Annotated in this window: 12 protein-coding genes; 8 read left to right on the forward strand and 4 right to left on the reverse strand. The window is 71.3% G+C overall.

Annotated elements, in window-relative coordinates; translation table 11 throughout:
* Positions 1–480: 480 nt before the first annotated feature.
* Positions 481–2289 carry a hypothetical protein gene (locus BJ969_RS25200; protein ID WP_184482983.1) on the reverse strand — a complete coding sequence of 603 codons (1809 nt, stop codon included), beginning with the start codon at positions 2287–2289 and terminating at the stop codon, positions 481–483.
* Between the two features lie 560 nt (positions 2290–2849).
* Here BJ969_RS25200 and BJ969_RS25205 point away from each other — a divergent pair.
* Both BJ969_RS25205 and BJ969_RS25210 read left to right on the forward strand, forming a co-directional pair.
* Positions 2850–3671 (forward strand): M23 family metallopeptidase, encoded by an 822-nt coding sequence (locus BJ969_RS25205; RefSeq protein ID WP_246457097.1) that lies wholly within the window; start codon positions 2850–2852, stop codon positions 3669–3671.
* A 323-nt stretch (positions 3672–3994) separates the two neighbouring features.
* Positions 3995–4816 (forward strand): class I SAM-dependent methyltransferase, encoded by an 822-nt coding sequence (locus BJ969_RS25210; RefSeq protein ID WP_184482987.1) that lies wholly within the window; start codon positions 3995–3997, stop codon positions 4814–4816.
* 355 nt (positions 4817–5171) lie between these two features.
* Here the strand turns inward: BJ969_RS25210 and BJ969_RS25215 are convergent, their stop codons facing one another.
* Positions 5172–7625, reverse strand: coding sequence for a UvrD-helicase domain-containing protein (locus tag BJ969_RS25215; protein WP_184482990.1), 2454 nt, complete (start codon positions 7623–7625; stop codon positions 5172–5174).
* A gap of 307 nt (positions 7626–7932) precedes the next feature.
* Here BJ969_RS25215 and BJ969_RS25220 point away from each other — a divergent pair, with 307 nt between their 5' ends.
* Positions 7933–8247: a chorismate mutase gene (locus BJ969_RS25220; RefSeq protein ID WP_184482993.1), complete on the forward strand. Its 315-nt coding sequence runs from the start codon at positions 7933–7935 to the stop codon at positions 8245–8247.
* A gap of 348 nt (positions 8248–8595) precedes the next feature.
* Here the strand turns inward: BJ969_RS25220 and BJ969_RS25225 are convergent, their stop codons facing one another.
* Positions 8596–9387 (reverse strand): 3-hydroxybutyrate dehydrogenase, encoded by a 792-nt coding sequence (locus BJ969_RS25225; RefSeq protein WP_184482996.1) that lies wholly within the window; start codon positions 9385–9387, stop codon positions 8596–8598.
* A 160-nt stretch (positions 9388–9547) separates the two neighbouring features.
* Between BJ969_RS25225 and BJ969_RS25230 the strand changes: the two genes are divergently transcribed.
* The 5 genes from BJ969_RS25230 (at position 9548) to BJ969_RS25250 (ending at position 16114) form a co-directional block, all read left to right on the forward strand.
* Entirely contained in the window at positions 9548–9868 is a 321-nt protein-coding gene (locus BJ969_RS25230; RefSeq protein ID WP_184482998.1) for a hypothetical protein, read from the forward strand.
* A gap of 205 nt (positions 9869–10073) precedes the next feature.
* On the forward strand, positions 10074–11219 hold the full coding sequence (locus BJ969_RS25235; protein WP_184483001.1) for a hypothetical protein: 1146 nt from the start codon (positions 10074–10076) through the stop codon (positions 11217–11219).
* 214 nt (positions 11220–11433) lie between these two features.
* Positions 11434–12387: a hypothetical protein gene (locus tag BJ969_RS25240; protein ID WP_184483004.1), complete on the forward strand. Its 954-nt coding sequence runs from the start codon at positions 11434–11436 to the stop codon at positions 12385–12387.
* 491 nt (positions 12388–12878) lie between these two features.
* Positions 12879–14345: a protein kinase domain-containing protein gene (locus BJ969_RS25245; protein WP_184483006.1), complete on the forward strand. Its 1467-nt coding sequence runs from the start codon at positions 12879–12881 to the stop codon at positions 14343–14345.
* A gap of 272 nt (positions 14346–14617) precedes the next feature.
* The gene (locus BJ969_RS25250) at positions 14618–16114 is read left to right on the forward strand and encodes a serine/threonine-protein kinase (protein WP_221316839.1); all 1497 of its coding nucleotides are present in this window, start codon (positions 14618–14620) and stop codon (positions 16112–16114) included.
* Between the two features lie 2 nt (positions 16115–16116).
* Here BJ969_RS25250 and BJ969_RS25255 read toward each other — a convergent pair whose 3' ends face one another.
* Positions 16117–17013, reverse strand: coding sequence for a LysR family transcriptional regulator (locus BJ969_RS25255; protein ID WP_184483013.1), 897 nt, complete (start codon positions 17011–17013; stop codon positions 16117–16119).
* Positions 17014–17134 lie beyond the last annotated feature (121 nt).

Below are 17134 nucleotides of genomic sequence, written 5' to 3' on the forward strand. Positions count from 1 at the left end.
CCGATCGCCGCAGGTGAATGCATCCAGACCGGCTATTTCACCGAGTTGAAACCGCTGGATGCGGCGCGTAAGTGACGAACGGAACACCTCTTCAGGACCCGTCAAGGGGACCCAGAACACAATTTCCCCGGTTTTTCCGGAGCAGTGAGGTTCCGTCGGAGCACGCCGAACCGACCGGTTCGTCTCCGCCGCCGCCCACGCGGTCCGCGACGGCGGCCCCGGACCGCGACCGCGAGCCTCACCGCCCGCCTTTGATCTTGGCTTTCCGGCCGAGCAATGTTCTTGATCCGTGTCTTGTCAGCGGCGAAGCCGCTGAGCAGCGACCAGCTTGAGCAACCGGCACCGCAGCGGGTTCTCAGCGGTTTCCTCGCGAGGACAGCTTTTTCGCTCGTGGCGGAGCCACTCGGCAAAAAGATCCCGCAGCGAGGAAACCGCTGAGGTTCCGCCACCCGACCCACTACCCAGGCCAGGGACCAAGGGTCAGTCCCGGCGAGCGGCGAGGATCGCTGTGATCAGCAGGGTGAGGATCGCGGCCAGGGCGAACCACAGCCCCAGCGCGGGGGAGCCGCCCTCGGTGCGGTCGGCGGTGAGCGGGAACTCCAGGGCGCGCGCGGCCATCACCAGCGCCGCGCCGCCGAGCAGCGCCACCGCCCGCGCGGGACGGCTGCGGGCCGCGAGCACCGCGGCGATCAGCACCGCCGCACCTGCCCCGATCAGGCCCCACGAGGTGGTGCCGAACTCGGTGAACACGCCCGGCGCGGTGTAGCCGGGAGCGGCGAGCACCGGCAGCAGGACAGCGGCCAGGCCCAGCAGCGCCGAGATCCCGGCGGGCACCGCCACGACCGGCCGCCAGTCCCGTTCGGTGAGGTCCACGTCGTCGCGCTCCACGCCGCCGGCGAGCGCGGCCACGATCGCGGCGAGCACCGCGAGCACCATCGCCGCCCCGGACGTCCACGCCCCCGGGCCCGCGGTCGCCCCGGCGACTTGGGTGGAGGTGAGCACGGTGTCCAGCGCGGCGGCGCCCGCCAGCGGCAGCATCGCCCAGGCCACGGTCAGCGCGGGGCGCAGCGCGGTGGCGGTGCGCGGCACGAGCAGGCCCGCGCCGAGCAGCACCAGCACGACACCGCCGGGCCACAGCAGCCGCGCGGGGTAGAGCGAGGGGTCGTCGACCCAGCTCGGCATCTCCAGGTGCGGCAGGAGCGCGGAGGTGATCGCGAGCGCCCCGGCGGCCAGCGCCAGCACGCCCGAGGTCCGCAGCAGCTTCGTCAGCGCGGGCAGCGCCACGTCGCCGCGGTCGCGGTCGGGATTGCGCCCGCCCACCACGGCGAGGGCCACCAGCGCCACCGCCGCGGCCAGCCCGAGCACCGGGCCCCAGCCGAGCTGGAGCCGGGGCAGCACGGCCACCGAGAGCAGCGGTGGCACCACGGCGGCGGCCAGTCCGGCGGCGAGCCCGAGCAGTCCGCCGCGCACCAGCTCCGGATCGGTGGCTCCGGCCGTGAACGCGGCGGCGGCGGGCACCGCGATCGCCAGCAGCAGGCTGCCGACCGCGACCGCGACCGGTGCGTCCACGACGGACTTGGCCAGCAGGTACGGGTCGTCGGAGATGAACGGACCCATCAGCAGGCCGACCGCGGCGACGGCCGTCGCGCACAGCACCAGCGCGAGCAGGCCCTGCCGTCGAGCTCCGGCGGCGGAGGCCGCCCCGGCCTCGCCCGCGCGGGGGGAATCGTGCGGCGCGCCGTCGCTGACGGGAAGCCCGCTGAAGGGATCACCGCCGAACGAGGTGCCGGCGGTGTGCTCGAACAGGCCGCGTCCCGCGATCAGCGCGAGGACGCCCGCGACGAGGGTGAGCACGTGCCCGGCGAGCAGCACCCAGGTGCCGAAGGCCGGGGCGAGCGGGTCGAGCGTGTCGGGCAGCAGCAGTTCCGGGCGGGCGGCGAGGCCCGCGTCGACGACGAGCTGCGCATCGTGCGCGAGCCTGCCGGGCGCGAGCACCGCGGGCCCGAGCAGCACGGCGGCGGCCAGGGCGGGGCGAGCGCGCCGGGACAGCCCGGCGAGCACGGCGGGGATCAGCGCCAGGAGCAGCAGCACCGGCCAGGCCTGGAACGCCGCGGGCATGTCCGGCACGACCAGGCCCAGCAGCGGGGCGAGCCCGGTGAGCAGTGCGCCGAGGGCGGACAGCGCGATCGCCGCGGTGAGACCGGTCGGGGGGCCGCCGGGTTCGGGTGCCGCCGGACGGCTCATCTGCGCCTCCGAGGTTTCGAACGGGAGATCGGGCCGTGCGCTCACCGCGCCGACGCTAGCAACCGATCTACCGGGTTCCCCCTGGGGTTCAGCGGATCGCTACGGACGGTCGCGGCGGATCGGCCACGGGCGGCGGTTGCGCCCGCCCCGCGACGATCCCGGTGCCGTCGGGAATAACGGAGGTTCTTAGCGCGCTCGTACGACTTGAGGCCTCGGAAGGGTCATCGGGGTTGAGTGCATTGCGCTGTTTTTTCTGTGACTTGCGCCACACTCAGGCGTGTCTCGCTACCGGGCGAAGCGGAACGACCCCGTTTCCATAGTCCAAATGGGAGCGACTTCCTCGATCACGAACCGGCAGGCAGTGCCACTCGGTAACCCCGCCGGGATCGCCGTTTCACCGTGCGCGACCACCCGCGCCGACCTCCGCATCGCCACTGTCCGTGAGCGAACGGCCACTGATCGGGATTTGCCCCTAGGGGATCAGCCTGGTTACTGTCCCCCGGTCCGTTGTCACGGTCCGATCACGACTGCCGGTTACCCCGACCGGCGCCCCGGAACCCCGTCCGGGAGCGTGTTACGGACTCCCCGAGACGGAAGGGCAGGCCTTGTCTCGACACCGCTCCCCCGGCGGCGCCCCGATCGCCGAGGAGTCGTCCCCGCACGATCCCCCGCATCAGCGCCAGCGGCGGTTCTCCACCCCACCTTCGGTCATTCGCGGACGCCTGGTCGTCGCGGCCGTCGCGGCAGGCGCTTTCGCCGCCGCCGGTCAGTCGATGGCCAGCGGCGAGCCCGCTCCGGACCAGGACGGCATCAACCCGATGGCTTCCGGCCAGGACGCCGCCGCCTCGTTCGGCTCCGTCGTCGGTGACTCCGGCGGCGGCATGGGCGGCTCCGCCCCGGCGCCGGAGATGCTCCCGGTCCCCCGGGCCAGCAGCGCCGGCTCCGAAGTCGAGAAGCTGGCCAAGAGCGAGCGCATCTCCGAGCAGCGCGCCGAAGAAGAAGCCGAGCGGATCGCCGCTGAGGAGGAGGCGAAGCGGCCGAAGGTCGTCGCCCCCGCCGAGGGCTCCTTCACCTCCGGTTTCGGTGGCCGCTGGGGCACCACGCACTACGGCATCGACATCGCCAACAGCAAGGGCACCCCGATCGTCTCCGCGCAGGACGGCGTGGTCATCGAGGCGGGTCCGGCCAGCGGCTTCGGCCTGTGGGTGCGCGTGCAGCACGACGACGGCACGATCACCGTCTACGGCCACGTCAACACCATCACCGCCAGCGAAGGCGAGAGCGTCAAGGCCGGCGACCAGATCGCCACCATGGGCAACCGCGGCTTCTCCACCGGCACCCACCTGCACTTCGAGGTGTGGAACGCCAGCGGCAAGAAGATCAACCCGATGCCCTGGCTGAGCGCTCGCGGCGTCGACGTCAGCTGATCTCCCGCCATCCGAGCGGATGGCCCGTCCGACCGCACCCGGTCCGATGCGCCATCCGCTCGACGCGGCAGGGGTAGCCATCCGCTCGACGCGGCAGGGGTAGCCCTCCGCTCGTCCGTCAGGGCGGGCATCTCCTCGCGGAGGAGTTCGGAGAGGCGGCGCTTCTCGGCCAGCCGCCTACTGCGCGACGAGTTCGGACTCCAGGTGGCCCGCTCCGCGTTCACCGCGCCCCGGATTCATACGGCTTCTTCATTCCACGACTTCGTGCAGCAAACGTAGCGTCGGGTTCTCACCGAAAGCACACTTCTGCTGGGAGAACCGTCATGACCCGCGAGAAGGCCGACTTCACCGGTGCCCGAGCGACCATGCTCGCCACCCTCTACGGCCGGGCGCTGCACAGCCGCACCGAGAACCCGGTGCTGCACGACCCGTACGCGGAGGAGGCGGTCGCGCGCATCGACCACGACTTCTCCACCACGGGGTTGCGCGGTGGGGACGCGCTGTCGATCGCGCTGCGCGGTCGCACGTTCGACGACCTGACCGCGGCCCGGCTCGCCGCCGACCCGGAGGTCACGGTGCTGCACCTGGGCTGCGGGCTCGACAGCCGCGGGCAGCGGCTCGCGCCGCCGCCGAGCGTCGAGTGGTACGACATCGACTTCCCCGAGGTCATCGACCTGCGCGACCGGATCTACCCGGCGCGGGAGCACCACCACACCATCGGCTCCCCCGTCACCGCCCCTGATCTGCTCGACGGCATCCCGAACGACAAGCCCGCCCTGGTCGTCGCGGAGGGCCTCGTCATGTACTTGGAGGAGGCGGAGGGCGTAGCGCTGCTGCGGCGGATCACCGAGCACTTCCCCGGCGGCCACCTCGTCTTCGACGTCCAGAGCCCGCTGGCGGTGCGCTGGGCGCACCGCCTCAACGGAGCGGTCCGAGCGGCCGACGCCCGCTTGAAGTGGGGGGTCCGCAGCGGCACCGAACTGGAACGAGCGGTCCCCGGCCTGTTCCTCGACGAGGAGATGACCTTCTTCGACATCCCCGGCCTGGAACGCCTCACCCCCACCAACCGAGCCCTAGTCCACACCCTAGGAAAAATCCCGACCTTCAGAAAACAAGCCCTAATCCTCACCATGCACTTCAACTAACCCCCCACCCAAAAAAGCAAAGCAGCACCCCACGACCAAGACAAAGCCAAACCGTTACGGCGAAGCCGTGCAATGGGCGGGCGAAGCCACGCCTGCCTCGCGGCCGAAAGGCCGTGCCTAGCGGCGAAGCCGTGCTCTGGGCGGCGAAGCAAGCCTGCCTTGCGGCGTAGCCGTGCCTGTATGTGCGAAGCACATAGCCCACGTCAAAAAGGTGACGACCCGCGGGTTCTCAGTGGCTTCCTCGCGAGGACAGCTTTTTTCCTCGTGGCGGAGCCACTTGGAAAAAAGATCCCGCAGCGAGGAAGCCACTGAGGTTCCGCCACCCGACCACCAAAGCAAAACGAGCCCAGAGAACTCAAAGCTTAGTAAGCGGAACGCTGCCGATTAGCATGAGACGGACCGTGCCCGAGCTGCCGAAGTCGATGGTGGCCGTGGCGCGCGGACCTTCGCCTTCGGTGGCCAGCACCGTGCCCAGGCCGTACTTGTCGTGCGTCACCCGGTCCCCGGCGTCGAGCTTGATCGACACCGTGTTCTTCCAGCCGGGCGCTCCGGTGCTGCGCAGCCCGCGCGCGGCCACGGAGGCCTGCGCCGAGTCCGAACCGCCCCGGTCGAAGCCGCTGCGCCCGCCCCACGTGCTGCGCACTTGCGGCGCGGAGCGTTCCGGTTCGATGCGGCGCCATTCGAGCAGTTCTTCGGGGATCTCGCCGAGGAACCGGGAGGCGGGGTTCGTCATGGGCTGGCCCCACGCGGAACGCATCAGCGCCCGGGACAGGTACAGCCGCTGCTGGGCGCGGGTGATGCCGACGTAGGCGAGCCTGCGTTCTTCCGCGAGCTCCGCGGGGTCGCTCAGCGCCCGCATGTGCGGGAAGATCCCGTCTTCCCAGCCGGTGGAGAACACCACCGGGAATTCGAGGCCCTTCGCGGTGTGCAGCGTCATGAGGGTGACCACGCCGTCGCCGGATTCGGGCAGCGAGTCGGCGTCGGCGACGAGCGACACGCGTTCCAGGAACGCGGACAGCGAGTCGTCGGCGGGCAGGCCCAGCGCCTGTTCCTCGGTGTCCTCCACGGCCGGTTCCGGCGGCGCGACCACGGCTTCCGCGGAGGGGTCGGTGGTCTCGGCGTTCACTTCGCCCGCTTGCGGCGCGCGGGCTTCGGTGAATTCCCTGGCGACCGTGACGAGTTCCGTCAGGTTCTCCACCCGCGTCGCGTCCTGCGGGTCGTCGCTGGCTTCCAGCTCACCGCGGTATCCGGTGCGTTCCAGCACGGCGTCGAGGACTTCGGCCACGTCGGATTCGCGGGCCACTTCGCCGAGTTCGTCGAGCAGCGCCACGAATCCGGCGATCTGCTTCTGGGCGCGCGTGGCCAGCGCCGGGATCCGGTTCTGCGACGCCAGCCGCAGCGCGGCGGCGAACGAGATCCGCTGCTGGTCGGCGTGCGCGGCGACGACGGCCTCCGCCCGGTCCCCGATGCCGCGCTTGGGCACGTTGAGGATCCGCCGCAGGCTCACCGTGTCGTCCGGGTTGTCCAGCACCCGCAGGTAGGCCAGCGCGTCCCGGACTTCGCGGCGCTCGTAGAACCGCACGCCGCCCACCACGCGGTAGGGCAGGCCGAGGCGGATGAAGACCTCTTCGAAGACCCGGGATTGGTTGTTGGTCCGGTAGAACACGGCGATGTCGTTGAAGGTGACTTCGCCGTCGTCGACGAGCCGGTCGATCTCGCCCGCGACGAACGCGGCCTCGTCGTGCTCGTTGTCGGCGACGTAGCCGACGATCGGCGCACCGTCGCCGGCGTCGCTCCACAGCCGCTTGTCCCGGCGGTTCGGGTTGCGGCGGATCACCGAGTTGGCCGCGGTCAGGATCGTCTGCGTGGAGCGGTAGTTCTGCTCCAGCAGGATCGTGCGCGCCTGCGGGTAGTCCCGTTCGAACTCTTCGATGTTGCGGATCGTCGCGCCGCGGAACGCGTAGATCGACTGGTCGGCGTCGCCGACGACGCACAGCTCGGCGGGCGGGGTGCCGAGCTCGGTGTCCGCGGTGCCGACGAGCTCGCGGACCAGGGCGTACTGCGCGTGGTTGGTGTCCTGGTACTCGTCGACCATGACGTGCCGGAAGCGGCGCCGGTAGTGCTCGGCGACGTCCGGGTGGTCCCGCAGCAGGTCGACGGTGCGCATGATGAGGTCGTCGAAGTCCATCGCCTGCGAATCGACGAGCCTGCGCTGGTAGGCGGCGTAGACCTGCGCGACCTTGCGCTCCATGTCGTTGCCCGCGCGCTCGGCCGCTTCTTCCGGCGTGACGAGCTCGTTCTTCAGGTTCGACACCTGGATCGAGAGGGTCCGCGCGGGGTAGCGCTTCGAGTCGAGCTCCAGTTCCCGGCCGATCATCGTGATCAGCCGCTTGGAGTCGTCGGAGTCGTAGATGGAGAAGTTCGACGACAGCCCCAGCGTCTTCGCCTCGCGGCGCAGCACCCGCACGCACATCGAGTGGAACGTGGAGACCCACATCGCGTTCGCCCGGCGCCCCACCAGGTCGCCGACGCGTTCCTTCATCTCGGCGGCGGCCTTGTTGGTGAAGGTGATCGCCATGATCTGGCCGGGGTGGACGCCTTGCGCCAGCAGGTGGGCGATGCGGCTCGTGAGCACCCGGGTCTTGCCGGAACCGGCGCCCGCGACGATCAGCAGCGGCGAACCGGAGTGCACCACGGCGTCGCGCTGCTGCGAGTTCAGGCCCGCGAGCAGGGCGTCCGGCGCGTGCCCCGCCGGGCCGGAACCGGACTCGGAGGAACCGTCGTGCGGAAGATCGAAGAGGGTGCTCATCGCCGGTCCACGTTACCGGCAGCCCCCGACAGCCCCCGCCCGCGCCCGGCCGCCCGGACGCGCCGGAGATGATCCCACCTACCGGGAGCACCCTCCCGGCTGATGGCCGACGGGTTGCGGGTTGTGGCAGACTGGACGACGTGCTGACGCGGAAGCGCATCTCTTGCGCGAACTTTTTTTACGGGCGGACCGGGATTCCGACGCCCGTAGCCGTGTGAGCGCACACCACTACGACGCCCCGGAGTCCTCGGACTCGGGGCGTTTCACATGTCCGGTCCGGGGTGGGGGCCGATTCGGAGGACGAGTCATGAACGCCGCTGTGGACGGTGACCAGCACCAGCCCGAACCGACCGACCCCGCGGACGCCGCGCGTCCGGCCACGGAGGTCATCTCCGGCTTCCGCGAGGAGATCGACTACCTCGACGCCGAGATCATGCGCCTGATCAAGCGCCGCGCCGAGGTCTCCCGGCAGGTCGGCGAGGCCAGGATGGCCGACGGCGGCCCCCGCATCGTCTACAACCGCGAGATGGACGTGCTCGCCCGCTACCGCGAACTCGGCCCGGAGGGCCGCGAACTCGCCATGATCCTCCTCCGCCTGGGCCGCGGCCGACTCGGACGCTGAACCGACCGCGAAGTCGCACACGACCTGACGTGCGAATTCAGGCTTTGAGCCTGCCCCGTGCCGTAGGCCGCGAAGCAAACCTGCCTCGCGGTCGAAGGCCGTGCCTCGCGGCGAAGCCGTGCAGTAGGCGGCGAAGCGAGCCTGCTTTGCGGCGAAGCCGTGCCTGTATGTGCGAAGCACATAGCCCACGTCCAAAAGCCGCCCACCAGCGGGTTCTCAGCGTTCTTCTCGCGAGGACAGCTTTTTCCCTCGTGGCGGAGCCACTAGGGAAAAAGATCCCGCAGCGAGAAGGACGCTGAGGTTCCGCCACCCGACCACCCAAGCAAAAAGAGCCGTGAAACCCCCACCTCAGTGAGCAGTCCAGCCGCCGTCCATGGGGAAGGAGGAACCGGTGACCGAGGCGGTGTTGGGTCCGCACAGCCAGTAGATGAGGTCTGCGACCTCGTCGGGTTCCACGAGGCGTTTGACGGGGGTCCGGGCCAGCAGGACGTCTTCGACCACTTGCTCTTCCGGGACCCGGTGCAGTTCGGCCTGCTCGGCCACTTGGCGCTCGACCAGCGGGGTGCGTACGAAGCCGGGGCAGATGCAGTTGGAGGTGACTCCGTACCCGGCCGCTTCGACGGCGATGGTCTTGGACAGGCCTTCCAGCCCGTGCTTGGCGGCCACGTAGGCGCTCTTGTACGGCGAGGCGCGCAGGCCGTGCACGGAGGAGATGTTGACGATGCGGCCCCAGCCGCGTTCGTACATCCCGGGCAGGGCCGCTCTGGCCAGGCGGAACGGGGTTTCCAACATCACCTTCACCAGTTTGGTGAAGGTCTCCGGCGGGAACTGGTGCACGGGTGCGACGTGTTGCAGGCCGGCGTTGTTGACGACGATGTCGGCGTGCTCGCCCAGCGGCGCCGCCGCGTCCGGGTCTTCCAGATCGACGATGCGGACTTCGGCGCCGATCTCTTCGGCGATCAGCTGCACGGCTTCGGCTTCGCGGTCGACGACGATGACGGTCGCGCCGCCTGCGGCGAGGCGGCGGGCGGCGGCGGTGCCGATGCCGCTGGCGGCGCCGGTGACGACCGCGCGCTTGCCGGCGAGGGAGTACGGGTCCGGGAGGCCAGGAGACGGGGAACCAGCCGGTCGATCACTCATAGCCTGAGAACCTATGCGTGATGCCGATCTCAATCCAGTGGATCGGCACAACCGCTTTCGAGGCCTGCGGCACAACCCCAGCTCGGCGGCGAACTTGCCCGGCGGGGCCTCAGGGGAATCACCCATACCGGACGGGAGCGGGACAGGGCAGACTGGAGGCATGGGTGCACTCATCGGGATCGTCGCATTGCTCGTGACCTTGGTGGCGGTCGTCGCCGCCGTCGGGCACGGCGCTTATTTGGGGATGCTGACCTCGGCGGCGAAGAAGCGGCCCGGCGGTCAGCCCGTGGTCGACTTCGCGCGCAAGCGGCTGCCCGTCGCGGGCGCGACGGTGGGCGTCACGCTGCTGGCCCTGCTGATCTCCACCGGGACGAGCGTGGGCGCGGACGTGTTCGCGATCCTGCTCGGCGCCGGTGGTGGCGCGGCGTCGCTCAAGGCGTTGCAGACCAGCCAGTCGAAGTTCCGCAACAACGACTACTGAGCCGCGCGGACCGTTCCGCCGCCGGGCGCGGTCCGCTCCGACCAGGAGCGGGCCGCCGTCCGGAGTCGAACTCACCTCGATCGGCTCCACCGCGATTTCGCAAGATGAAATCCGCGAAGGCCCGTAGCTCGTTCGGGCGATCCTCGCCGCAATCACCGCCTCGTGTGACGCGCGGGACGGGCGATGCTGCCTAGCCTCCCCGACCATGACCCTTTCGGCGGTGCCGCGTCCGGCGGCGCCCTCCGCGCCGGCGTCGGCCGGTGCTCCGGCCGCTGATCGCCCCGGCCCGTCGTGGCCCGCGCAGGATCCGGCCGGTGCGGACCGGAGCATCAGCTGGAGCGGCTTGATCGAGCAGCCCGCTCCGGGCGCGGGACCCCACCGGATCCGGGCCGTGAGCGCCTGCACCGCGGACACCGGCAGGCACGACCCGTTCGACTTCACCGGCACCGGTGCGCTGCCCGCGCTCAGATCGGTCGTCCCGGTGAGCTCCGCCGAACCGTCCCCCGAGGGCGCCGATGATCTTCCCGGTGCGGACCCGTTCAGCGACACGACGCCGGTGGGCGGGCTGCACAAGTTCGACCTCGGCATGGTGCCCGCCTCCGTCACGCCCCCGCGCTCGTCGCGGCGCGCCGCGTGGTTCGCGGTGGCGTCCTCCGGTGCCGCGTTCGGCGGCCTGCTGCTGGTCGCGACCACGCTGGTGGGGCCGACCACGTCGATCGAGGGCCTGCAGCTGCCCGGGATGCCGCGCGCGACGCACTTCCCCGCTCCCGCCCCGGAACGCGTGATCGCCGGACCGTCCGCGCCCGCCGAGCCGTCACCCACGTCGGCGCCCGGCCACCCGCCGCGGCCGGCGGGAGCACCGCTGCCGCCCCCGTTCCCGCACCTGCCACCAGCCCCCGCGGAGCGACCGGCCGCCGTCGCGGCACCGGAGTCCTCCGCCGCGCCGGCTCCCGCACCCGAACCGCCGGGAGCGGCGGCACCGGAGCAGTCGTCGACCGTGCCGTCGCCGTCCCCGTCGATCAGCTATCGCGGGGAGCTGCTGACGCTGACCGACCCGCGGACGGTGGCGGCGCGCTCCGGGAACTACTTCGCGGCGGTGCGCGGCGGCGACCTCCGAGCGGCGTACGCGATGACGACGGGGCGCCTGCACGACGGCGGCTTCGCGGCGTTCGCCGCTCCGTACCGCGACGCCGCGTCGATCGAGGTGCTCGACGTGTCCGCCTCCTCGTCGAGCACGGTGACCACGCTGCGCATCACCGGGGCCGACGGCGCGGTGTCGCAGCAGCAACGGCGCTTGCGCTTCACCTCGGGCGACGACCCGCGGATCTACGCCGACGACGCCGTGACCTGATCAGCAGAGCTACTACCCGGAGTGATCGGTTGGGCTGTTCGAGGCGTTCGCCCAGCCGGGCCCAATCCCTTTCAGGTGAAGTCGCACTAAGAACCACCCGGGCACGCTCAGTGAGGAGTAGGAGTGCATCCAGAGCCGCCGTGTGACACCCGATCCGGCTACGCAGGACTGGCACTCGGTCGGCCTCGACCCGAAGGAGGCTCGGCGAACCGAGATGCGGCACCGAAACCCCACCCCGAGGGGAAGCCGTCACACGGACCAGGACGAACCGCAGGACACCGCAACGCGCACCGACCGGTCCCCGGAATCCGCCGCGCTCCCGCCGACGACGTGGCTCCCGTGGCGCTGGACCGGGCGGCACGAGCAGTGCCGATGTCACGCCGAACGCGCCGCGGACGAGTCGAGCGCCGTCACCGCGAAGGACAAGGACACCGAACCACTCGTCCTGCGCCCCGTCTTCATCGAACCGAGCCTGTCCGACCGGACCACCATCCCGGGTTACGGCACCGTCGCGGAACTGGTGCGGCGCAAGCCGAAACCGCTCTGGTTCGCACCGCAACCGCTGCGGTTGAGCGCGGAGGAATCGGCCCGCACCGAGCAGCTCGTCAACGACCTGCTCGACACCGACGAACCGAGCTTCACCCGGCCGGAATCACCGGCTGCCCGCGTCCTGGTCGGCACGCTGTGCACCGCGCTGATGGTCGGAGCGGCGGTCGCGACGGCCACGCTCACCGGGGGCGTTCCGCCCGGCGACGACGGCACCGCGCGCTCCCCTGGGCCGGAGGCGTTCGCGCCCGGCCTCGCCGTCGAAGCGGAACGACCGGCCCACCCGGCGGCGGCGCTGATCGACCCGGCGGCGGGCAGCGAACGCGCCGCGGTGGCGGCGGCCCGCGAGTTCTACCGCCGCCTGGACCGCTCCCCGGAGCTCGCCGAGCGACGACTGCTGGCGGACGTGCCCACCAGCGGCCGCGCCCCTTGGCGGGACGTGACCCGGGTGCGACCGCTGCGGGTGCGCGCGGACTCCGCGCACCAGGTGCTGGCCACCGTCGAGGTCGCGCACCGGGACGGCTCGCGATCGGTGCTGCGCCAGCGGCTCGGCCTCGGCGCGACCGGCCGACCGGACCGGATCGGAGTGGAAACGCTGTCGCTGCAGCACTTCCCCCGCTGACGGCGCTTCCCGGCGGCGGGCGTACCGTCGAGGTGGCAATCACAACAATGCGACAACGACGTTCCGACGTCCGTCGCCGCCGAGTCCGCTGCCGGGTCCGTTCCGGCACGAACCGGACACCGGCCGCACGCGCGGTGCCGGTGCGGGCACGCTCCGCCGCCGAATCGAGCGCTCCACGTGTGGACTGCGGAAACACTTCGGGCGGCAGGAGCGATCAGACCTACGACGGCAGCTCGCAGGACGCCGCAGGAGATCGGTACCGCCGATCTCACGACTTCGGGTCTACGGCGCGAAGGCGTCGGCTAGGCTGCCGTACCGCGGCCAGTTACGGCCCCCGGCCGAACCGGGTCGCGCTGAACGAACGTGTTACTTGTCGGAGGGCCGAACCGGTCCGCTCAAAACGCCGATGCCCGACGGGGCGGTGCCGATCCGGAAGTGTCCGGGTGGAATCCGCGCCGAGCGGGCATCGATAGCAGTACGGGGAGACGTCGGTGAGCGACGAAGGTCGCCTGGTCGCCGGACGCTACCGAGTGCAGCGACGCATCGGCAGTGGCGCGATGGGCGTGGTGTGGGAATGCATTGACGAACGCCTGCATCGCACTGTCGCGGTCAAGCAGTTGTTGCTGCAGCCCGGATTGGACCCGGGTGAGGCCGAGGAAGCGCGGCAGCGGGCAATGCGGGAAGGCCGCATCGCGGCGCGCCTGCAGCACCAGCACGCGATCTCGGTCTACGACGTAGCCGAGGACGAAGGCCAGCCAGTGCTGGTCATGGAGTACCTGCCCTCCACCAGCCTGGCGGCGATGATGTCCGACCACGGGCCGTTGCCGCCTCGGGAGGTGGCTCGAATCGGTGCTCAGGCGGCAGCCGCGCTCGGTGCCGCGCACGCGGCGGGAGTGGTGCACCGCGACATCAAGCCGGGCAACATCCTGCTCGGCGACAACGGCACGGTGAAGATCACCGACTTCGGCATCTCACGCGCCCAGGGCGACGTGCAGGTGACGAAGACGGGGATGCTGGCGGGCACGCCCGCCTACCTGTCGCCGGACGTCGCGATGGGCCAGGAGCCCTCCGGTGCCTCCGACGTGTTCTCGCTGGGCGCGACGCTCTACGCCGCGATCGAGGGCAGGCCGCCGTTCGGCTTGAACGAGAACACGCTGGCGCTGCTGCACTCGGTGGCCGCGGGCCGCATCGAACCGCCGCAGCAGTCCGGCGCGATGGCCCAGCCGCTGATGGCGATGATGCAGGTGCGCGTCGAGGACCGGCCGGACATGGCTCAGGTCCGGGAGATGCTGCTGGCGGTCGCCGACGGCAACGCGGTCACCTCGGTGCCCACGATGGCCGCGCCGATCCCGCCCGCGATCAGCCCGGAGCACGGCGGCAGCAGGCCGGACCTGCAGCCGACCAGCGTCGTCGGGCACGACTACGGCAACGGCACCGCCTACTACGACGAGGATCCGTACGGCGCGCAGGACTCCAATCCGCGCACCGCGTACCTGGGTGGTGCGGATCCGCGCAGCGACGTGGCGCTGGAGGACCGGCCGAGGCGCAGCAAGCGCCCGGTGGTGATCTCCGGCATCGCGCTGGCCGCGGCGGCCGTGGTCGCGGTGCTGGTGACGTCGGCGTTCCTCAGCGGCGGCAACGACCCGGGGCCGACCGGCAACCAGACCGGGACCAGCGAGCAACCGCAGATCCCGGTTCCGCCGCCGCAGACCACGGCGTCCTCGGAGAGCCAGACCTACGAGGAGGAGACCACCTCGGAGGAGACCTCCAGCCCCACGACGTCCTCGCAGCCGTCGTCGCAGCCGTCGACGACGGAGCAGCCGACCTCGACGCAGTCGGAGCCGACCGAGACGTCCGACGACAGCGACGACCAGCCGACCTCCACTCAGGAGACCGGCGCGAGCGAGACGAACTCGCCGCAATCGGGCAACGTCACCGCGTACCGGCTTCCGGGCTGACCGGCCCAGGTGGGGTCGTTCTCCGGGCCGGGGACGGGCATCTGCGGATGCGCGTCCCCGGCCCGGTGCGTTTCGCCCGGGTCGGTTCGCGCACCCGGACCTAGTGCGTTCGGCAGTCACCGCACCAGTAACGTGAACCCGATGAGCACGAGCCGGTCCGGGGGGCCCGGTCTAAGCCGCCACCACTGCAGCATCAGGAGAGACCTGTGAGCGCCGAGGGCCGTTTGATCACGGGCCGTTACCGGTTGGAAAAGCGCATCGGCAGCGGCGCCATGGGAATCGTGTGGCGCGCGGTCGACGAGCGGCTGCACCGCACGGTTGCGGTCAAGCAGCTGCTGCTCCAGCCCGGTTACACCGATGAGGAGACCGAGGAGGCGCGCCAGCGCTCGATGCGCGAGGGCCGCATCGCCGCCCGGTTGCAGCACCAGAACGCCATCGTGGTCTTCGACGTGGCCGAGGACGAGGGCCAGCCGGTGCTCGTCATGGAGTACCTGCCGTCGCAGAGCCTGGCGACCGTGCTCAGCGAGCAGGGCGTGCTGCCCCCGCAGTCCGTGGCGCGGATCGGTTCGCAGGTCGCGGGCGCGCTCGCGGCGGCGCACATGGCGGGCATCGTGCACCGCGACCTCAAGCCGGGCAACATCCTGCTCGGCGACAACGGCATCGCGAAGATCACCGACTTCGGCATCTCCCGCGCCATAGGCGATGTCGCGGTGACCAAGAGCGGCATCCTCGCCGGCACCCCCGCCTACCTGTCCCCCGAGGTGGCGCTGGGCCGCGACCCGGCTCCCGCCTCCGACGTGTTCTCGCTGGGCGCCACGCTGTACGCGGCGGTGGAGGGCGAGCCCCCGTTCGGCACGGACGAGAACGCGATCAGCCTGCTGCACCGGGTGGCGCGCGGCCAGGTGGAACCGCCGCGCCAGGCGGGGCCGCTGGCCCCGGCGCTGATGCAGCTGCTGCTGCCGGACCCGGTGGACCGGCCGACGATGGCGCAGACCAGGAGCATGCTGCTCGCGGTGGCGGAAGGACGACCGCTGCCCGGCGGGTCGACGCCGTCCTCCGGCTGGCAGCGCCCGGCCGCGGCGCCGCAGCAGGGCAGGCAGCGGGAGGCCCCGGCGACCCGGGTGGGCGCCCCGGTGCCCGCGGGCTCCGGCAATCCCCCGACCCAGGTGGGTCAGCCCGCGGTGGCCGAACCGGCCGGTGGCGGTTCCTCGTCGCGCAAGGCGGTGCTGCTGTGGGCGGCGGCGCTGCTGGTCGCGGTGCTGGTGGGCGTGCTGACCGCGAGCGCGTTCGGCTCCGGTTCGGATCAGCCCAAGCAGTCGCAGCCGACTCCGATCGCCTCTCCCCCCTCTCCCGAGCCGGTGACGACGACGGCGCCGCCGACGACCTCCGCGCCGACGTCCTCGGCTTCGCCGACGACGAGCAGCACGTCCAGCTCGGCCACCTCCAGCAAGGAGGACGACGACGAGCAGCCGTCGAAGGACGAGATCGAGGACGTCGTGAAGACGTACTACTCCTCGGTGCCGGACGACCTGGACAAGTCCTGGTCGCTGCTGGGGCCGGGGTTGCAGTCGGTCGGCAAGGACACCTACAAGGCGTTCTGGCAGTCGATCGACGACGTGAAGATCGTGTCCGGCCCCAAGTCCGCGGGGTCGAAGGTGCTGGTGGTCCTGCAGTTCGAGAAGGACGGCAAGACCAGCAAGGAGCGCCACGTGCTCGGCATGGTCGCCCGGGACGGCAAAGCGCTGATCAACAGCGATTCCCGGATGTGAGCTCAGGCTCCGGCGGCGGCGGTCAGGGCCGCCAGCAGTGAGCGCGTGGCCGGTTGGTCGGCCACGGTTTCGCGCGTCGCGACGTGGATGCGGCGGATCGGTTCCGGTCGGCGCACTTCGCGGACGACGACGCCCGGGTGCAGGACGCGGGTGGCCAGGCGCGGTTGCAGGCCGACGCCCAGCCCGGCGGCGACGAAGCCCTGCGCCGAGTAGTCCCCGCCGGTCTCCAGCGCGATCCGCGGCGTGAACCCGGCGGCGCCGAAGGCGTCCCGCAGCGATTCCGCGCACGGCCCCGCGCGCATGGCGTCCCCGAGCACGAAGGGCTCGTCGGCGAGCCGGGCGAGGTCGATCCGCTCCTCGTCGCACAGCGGATGCCCGAGCGGCAGCACCAGGTGGTACGGCTCGTCCACGAGGTGTTCGACGCGCACGCCGTGCGCTCGCGGCACGTCGCGGCCGACGACGATCACCGCGAGGTCGGCTTCGCCGGTGGCGACTTCGCCGAGGATCCCCTCGTCGATCATCTTCAGGTCGAGCCGCACCTCGGGCCGCTCCGCGCGGAACTTCGCCACTGCGGGCGGGATGAGCCCGACACCGGCGGTGTTGAAGTAGCGCACGCGCAGCACTCCGGTGCGGCCCGCGCGCAGGTCGGCGAGGTCGGCGTCGGCGTCGGCGAGCAGCCCGGCGAGTTCGGTGGCGCGTTCGGCCAGCAGCCGCCCGGCCGCGGTGGGGCGCACGCCGCGGCCCACCTTCTCCAGCAGCGCGGTGCCCGCTTCGCGTTCCAGCGTGGTGATCTGCTGGCTGATCGCCGAGGGCGTGTAGCCGAGGTTGGTGGCGGCACTGCTGATCGAGCCGCCGGTGACGACGGCTCTGAGGACCTGCATCCGGCGGGCGTCGAGCATGGACCCGACACTACAGCAGATCTGAAGTGTTCGTTCATTTTATTTCGATTGTGCTAATCGATCGTCCGCCGGATCGTGGTGTTCGCGGCCGCACGCTCACACCACTGCTCCGCCGACCGTC

It is taken from the genome of Saccharopolyspora gloriosae (assembly GCF_014203325.1).
GTDB classification, from domain to species: Bacteria; Actinomycetota; Actinomycetes; order Mycobacteriales; family Pseudonocardiaceae; genus Saccharopolyspora_C; species Saccharopolyspora_C gloriosae.

Excerpts from the sequence above, each read along its gene's own strand:
- BJ969_RS25235 (WP_184483001.1), top strand. The coding sequence starts at position 10,074 with ATGACCCTTTCGGCGGTGCCGCGTCCGGCGGCGCCCTCCGCGCCGGCG.
- BJ969_RS25220 (WP_184482993.1), top strand. The coding sequence starts at position 7,933 with ATGAACGCCGCTGTGGACGGTGACCAGCACCAGCCCGAACCGACCGAC.
- BJ969_RS25240 (WP_184483004.1), top strand. The coding sequence starts at position 11,434 with ATGCGGCACCGAAACCCCACCCCGAGGGGAAGCCGTCACACGGACCAG.
- BJ969_RS25230 (WP_184482998.1), top strand. The coding sequence starts at position 9,548 with ATGGGTGCACTCATCGGGATCGTCGCATTGCTCGTGACCTTGGTGGCG.
- BJ969_RS25215 (WP_184482990.1), bottom strand. The coding sequence starts at position 7,625 with ATGAGCACCCTCTTCGATCTTCCGCACGACGGTTCCTCCGAGTCCGGT.
- BJ969_RS25210 (WP_184482987.1), top strand. The coding sequence starts at position 3,995 with ATGACCCGCGAGAAGGCCGACTTCACCGGTGCCCGAGCGACCATGCTC.
- BJ969_RS25225 (WP_184482996.1), bottom strand. The coding sequence starts at position 9,387 with ATGAGTGATCGACCGGCTGGTTCCCCGTCTCCTGGCCTCCCGGACCCG.
- BJ969_RS25250 (WP_221316839.1), top strand. The coding sequence starts at position 14,618 with ATGGGAATCGTGTGGCGCGCGGTCGACGAGCGGCTGCACCGCACGGTT.
- BJ969_RS25255 (WP_184483013.1), bottom strand. The coding sequence starts at position 17,013 with ATGCTCGACGCCCGCCGGATGCAGGTCCTCAGAGCCGTCGTCACCGGC.